Source organism: Streptomyces sp. NRRL F-5122 (assembly GCF_001507435.1).
In the GTDB taxonomy this organism is placed as follows: Bacteria; Actinomycetota; Actinomycetes; order Streptomycetales; family Streptomycetaceae; genus Streptomyces; species Streptomyces lannensis.
On the sequence record NZ_LMWH01000031.1, the window covers coordinates 1 to 5,117 of the forward strand.

Annotated in this window: 3 protein-coding genes and 2 pseudogenes; all 5 read right to left on the reverse strand. The window is 69.3% G+C overall.

Annotated elements, in window-relative coordinates:
* Positions 1–204: pseudogene (locus ADL25_RS05925) on the reverse strand (ATP/GTP-binding protein); the annotation flags it as partial.
* On the reverse strand, positions 185–781 hold the full coding sequence (locus ADL25_RS05930; RefSeq protein WP_059126566.1) for a DUF742 domain-containing protein: 597 nt from the start codon (positions 779–781) through the stop codon (positions 185–187). The pseudogene ADL25_RS05925 and the gene ADL25_RS05930, both read right to left, overlap by 20 nt.
* Positions 782–878: 97 nt before the next feature.
* On the reverse strand, positions 879–1,292 hold the full coding sequence (locus ADL25_RS05935; protein WP_030948713.1) for a roadblock/LC7 domain-containing protein: 414 nt from the start codon (positions 1,290–1,292) through the stop codon (positions 879–881).
* 10 nt (positions 1,293–1,302) lie between these two features.
* Complete coding sequence (locus tag ADL25_RS05940; protein WP_059126567.1) at positions 1,303–4,500, reverse strand: nitrate- and nitrite sensing domain-containing protein; 3,198 nt, start codon at positions 4,498–4,500, stop codon at positions 1,303–1,305.
* Positions 4,501–4,867: 367 nt separating this feature from the next.
* Positions 4,868–5,117 (reverse strand): annotated as a pseudogene (locus ADL25_RS05945) (ATP/GTP-binding protein); the annotation flags it as partial.

Consider the following 5,117-nt stretch of genomic DNA (forward strand, 5'->3'; position numbering starts at 1 on the left):
CGTGGTGGTGGTCTTGTCCCCGGTGTGGGTGAGGTCGTCGATGCCCGCCGAAGCAGACGTCATGACGGCCTCGGTGCGCAGCGGGTTGATCTCCGAGACAGCGCCGACGAACGTGGTCTTGCCCACGCCGAAGCCGCCCGCCACCACGATCTTCGCGGAGGTGGTGGAGCGGGAAGGACCGCCGCTAGAGCTTGCGAAGTCCACTGAGCACCCTTTCGAGCAGTGTCACGTCTGGCTGGCCGCCGGCGTTCTCGTCGCCGCCGGGTTGATGGATGGCGACCAGGCCCGCCTCCGCCAAGTCGGCGACGAGGATCCTGGCCACGCCGAGAGGGATCGTCAGGAGCGCCGAGATCTCGGCCACCGACTTGATCTCCCGGCAGAGGTGGCAGATCCGCTGATGCTCGGGCAACTGGCCCTGCATCTGGTGCGGCTGCGCGGTGGTGTGCACCAGCGCCTCGATGGCGAGCTGGTACCGCGGCCTGGTGCGGCCGCCCGTCATGGCGTACGGGCGCACCAGAGGGTTGTTCGAGGAGCCCGCGGGCGCCGGCTCGGGAGCACGGCGCTGCGGCTGCACGGGCTGGATGCGCGGCGCGGGCGGCTGGTCGTACGGCGACGGACCGGGGCCCTGCGGGCCCTGGGGCGCGTACGGCTGGCGCCGGTGGCTCGGCGCGGAGGGGAAGTTGTACCGGTTCTGCTCGCCCGGACCCTGACCCTGACCCTGACCCTGGCCGGGGCCGTAGGACCAGTTGCCCGAGGGCGAACCGCCTGGGGGTGTTGCCACGTTCTCTCCTCCTCCGACTGCGCCGGGCACCCATCCTTGTGGAAGCCGCGTCCCGAAACCTTACGGCCCCGGGACGCCAATACGCACCGTCCGTCTGTTAGTTGAGAAGGCTTCCCTGGAGCTCCGCACGAAGGTCCGGAGTCAGGACCGTACCTGCACGGTCCACCAGAAGCGCCATCTCGTACCCAATGAGACCGATGTCCGCCTCCGGGTGGGCGAGAACCGCGAGCGAGGAACCGTCGGAGATGGACATGAGGAAGAGGAATCCTCGCTCCATCTCCACAACCGTCTGGTTCACGCTGCCGCCCTCGAAGATGCGGGAGGCGCCCGCGGTCAGCGAGGTAAGACCGGAGGCGACGGCCGCCAGCTGGTCGGCGCGATCGCGGGGAAAACCTTCGGACATCGCCAGAAGGAGTCCGTCGGCGGAGACCACCACCGTGTGGGACACCCCGGGGGTGTTGTCCACGAAGTTGGTGATCAACCAGTTCAGGTTCTGTGCCGCCTGGCTCATCGGGCTCACACTAACGCTCCTGGTTGTAGGTGCTGTCAGGACCGAAGCCCTGGCCGTTCGTTTCACTACCTGCGTTGCGTCCCCGCTGGACGCCTCGGCGCAGGTTGCTCAGCCTGCCCCGCACGTCCTCGGGGGCGCGGGAGACCTGTGGGCCTCCCTGCGGGGTCGTCTCCGCGGCGCCCTCGATCAGGTTCGCCTTGGGCACCCGCCGGGGCAGACCGGAGGATGTGACCCCGCCCGCCTTCGGCTTCCGGACCTGGGACGCCTGCTGCCACCGCTGATCGTTGGCGGAGCGCCAGTCGCCGGCCGGCTCCGTGCCCGACGAAGGCTCCGGCGTCACGGGCTGCGGCCGATCGGTACCGCCGTTCGCGGTGGTGCCGCGGCGGGGCAGTCCTGCATCGGTCAGGTCGTGAACGGCGGACGGTGCCGGTCCGGGACGGTCGAAGCCTACGCGGTCCTGCTCACTCACGTCAGCGGCCTGCAAGGATTCCGTATCCGGAGCGTAACCACCGCGGTATGCGCTCTGGTACTCGTTCTGCTTCGGCCAGTCGTCCTGGTAGGAGGACTCGTCGAAGGCCGGGAACGTCTCCGGCGCGGTGCCCTGGTTCGCCGCCCGGTTGTCCTGGACCGGTTCCGCGAAGGCCGGCTCCGGATAGCCACCGGACGGGAAGCCGTCGCCCTGAGGCAGGCCGCCGTTCGGCGCGTAGTACTGCTCCTCGTACGCCGCCGACGGATCGTACGCCGCCGGCTGCTCCTCGTACGGGTGCTGCCCGTTGCCGAAGGACGGATCCTGTGCCTCGAACCCGTCCTGGTACGACGGGCCGGGCTCGGCGGCCTCCTCCGGGCGGCTGTGGCCCTGTGCCTGGGCCTCCAGGGCCGCACGGCGCTCCTCGCGCATCAGCGAGCGGCCGACGGGGTCCAGGTCGCGGATGTCGTCCGGGACCTCCACGTACTGGCTGTCGTCGAAGCCGAGTTCCGCGGCCGTACGCATCGGCAGCTGGGAGCCGAAGTTCTCACCCTGGAACTGCTGCTCGGGGATGATCTGCGAGACCGTGAACTCGTCGCGCTCCAGCGACTGCTCGCCGCCACCGCCGTGGGTGATGGCGTCCGGGAGCATGACCAGCGACGTGGTGCCCGCCTGCTCGCCGGAGGGCCGCAGCTGCACCCGGATGCCGTGCCGGTCCGACAGCCGGCCGACCACGAACAGACCCATGCGCTGCGAGATCGCGGCGTCCACGGTCGGCGGGTTGGCCAGTTTGTGGTTGATGTCCGCGAAGTCCTCGGCGGTCAGGCCGATGCCCTTGTCGTGGATCTCGACCATGATCCGGCCGTCCGGGAGACGGGTGGCGGTGACGCGGACCTTGGTCTGCGGCGAGGAGAACGTGGTGGCGTTCTCCAGCAGCTCGGCGAGCAGGTGCACGAGGTCGGTCACTGCGCGGCCGTGGATCTCGGCCTCCGGGACGCCCGACAGCTCGATGCGCTCGTACTGCTCCACCTCGGAGGAGGCGGCGCGCAGCACGTCGATCAGCGGGACCGGCTGGTCCCAACGGCGCCCGGGCTCCTCGCCGGCGAGGACGAGAAGGTTCTCGCCGTTGCGGCGCATACGGGTCGCGAGGTGGTCGAGCCGGAAGAGGTTCTCCAGCTGGTCCGGGTCCGCCTCGTTGTTCTCCAGGTCGGTGATCAGGGTCAGCTGGCCCTCGATCAGCGACTGGTTGCGGCGGGAGAGGTTGGTGAAGATCGCGTTGATGTTGCCCCGCAGCAGGGCCTGCTCGGCGGCGAGCCGGACGGCCTCGCGGTGGACCTGGTCGAAGGCCCGGGCGACCTCGCCGATCTCGTCCGTGGACGCGATCGGGATGGGCGCGACGCGGGTGTCGACACGGCCCGGGTCGGTGCGCGAGAGCTGGTCGACCAGCATCGGCAGGCGCTGCTCCGCGACGCCGAAGGCGGCGTTGCGCAGCTGGCGCATCGAGCGGCTCATCTGGCGGGCCATGAGACCGGCCAGGACGAACGCGGCGAGCAGGGCGACGACGACGATGCCGCCGGTGATGAACGCGGACTGCTTGGCGTCGTCGGCGATGCCCGAGGCGTCCGACACGGCCTTGTCGGCAAGGTCCGACTCGATCTGGCGGTAGGCGTTGTACTTGAGGGTGTTCACCGCCCACCAGTTGGCGGGTGTGACTCCCTTCGGGGCGAGCGCCGCGACAGCCGCCGGAGTCGGGGCCTGCAGGGTGGCGAGCTGCTGGATCATGTCGTCGGGCGGCGGCACATAGGTCTGGCCGGCCTTCTTCGCATTCTCGGCGGCCTGCTGCGCCAGGGCGGTGCCGTCGGCCTTCAGCTTGACCGTGGCCTCCTGCAGCTTCCTGGCGTCCGCCGCGGTGCCACCGCCCTGGTACTCCTCGACGGCGATGCCCTCGAGATAGGCGTACGACGAGAGGGCGACGCGCTGCTTGCCGAAGTTCTCGGGGTCCGGGCCCGGGCTGACCAGCAGGTGCATGCCGATCGAGCGCTCGAGGGAGAGCGCGGCCTTGGTGAGGGAGATGGCGTAGACCGTACGGCCGTAGCTGGTGATGTTGCCGGTGCCGAGGCCGAGCTCGTTGGCGAACTCCATCAGCGGGTGCGCGACCGCTACGTAGGTCTCTTCGGTCTTCACTCCCGGGAAAGCGGCGCCGTAGGCGCCCTTCCGCAGGTCCGGGAGCTGCTTCTCGGCGTCGCGGAAGATACCGAGGCGGCGCTCGAGGCCCGCCTTGTGCGGCATGTTCTGTGCGGCGCGGTCGAAGGCGGCGGCGGCCGCGTCGGTGGCGTCCCGCACCTTCTTCACGGTCGCCTCGTTCGCGACTTTGTCCTTGCCGGACGCATTCTTGTCCAGCAGGGGCTGTGCGGAGATGTCGCGCTCCTGATAGAGCGCGTCCGCGTAGGACAGCGACGCCTGAACCAGTCGTGCGGTGGCCTCCGCGTCCTGCGCCTGCTGCCAGGTGTCTATGGAGCTCTTCACCTGGAAGCCGCCCATGACCAGGCCCACCAGCACGGGTATGAGCAGGATCGCGTTCAGTCTCGTCGGCACGCGCCAGTTGCGCGGCGAGAAGCGGCTGCCACTGGTCGGGAGCGCCGATGGCTCCGGGCCGGGCACGTGTGCGGGTGCCGCTCCGCGCGGCGGCGGGGTGAAGTTGCCCCGCGCCGACGGCTCGGGACCGTTCTTGCTTCGCCTCACTCGACCAACAACCTCTCGGCGACGGCACCTACGTCGTGCCGCGGTGTCTCAAGAGCCCTGTCACGGACCTGTACGTCCTTGACTACTGGGCAGTTCAGGCATTCCAGCACGTCAGTCTGCGCGATTCCAAACACTCGCAAGTGGGCGTTCCACAGACTGAAGGCCCCAGATAAAACGGTCATAAAGAGCGAGCCCCGCCAAAAGGCGGGGCTTTTGTGAGCGCAGCGGCACCGACCGAACGCGACGCGTGGTGGTACCACCCGATATCTCTGTCGAAACGTTATGAACAGCGGGGCCGGCCGTGTCAAACGCCACAGCCGGCTCCCGCACATCTACGACAACTGCCGTATGGTGCCGACGACTTGCCCTACCGCAGACGTGCCATGAGGGCATGTTCGACCAGCGTGATCAGGGCACTCTTGGCGTCCGCACGGTGGCGGGCGTCGGTCGTGATGATCGGGGCGTCCGGGCCGATCTGCAGTGCCTCGCGGACCTCTTCGGGCGTGTAGGGCTGGTGCCCGTCGAAGCCGTTGAGGGCGATGACGAAGGGCAGGCCGGAGTTCTCGAAGTAGTCGACCGCGGGGAAGCAGTCGGCGAGGCGGCGGGTGTCGACCAGG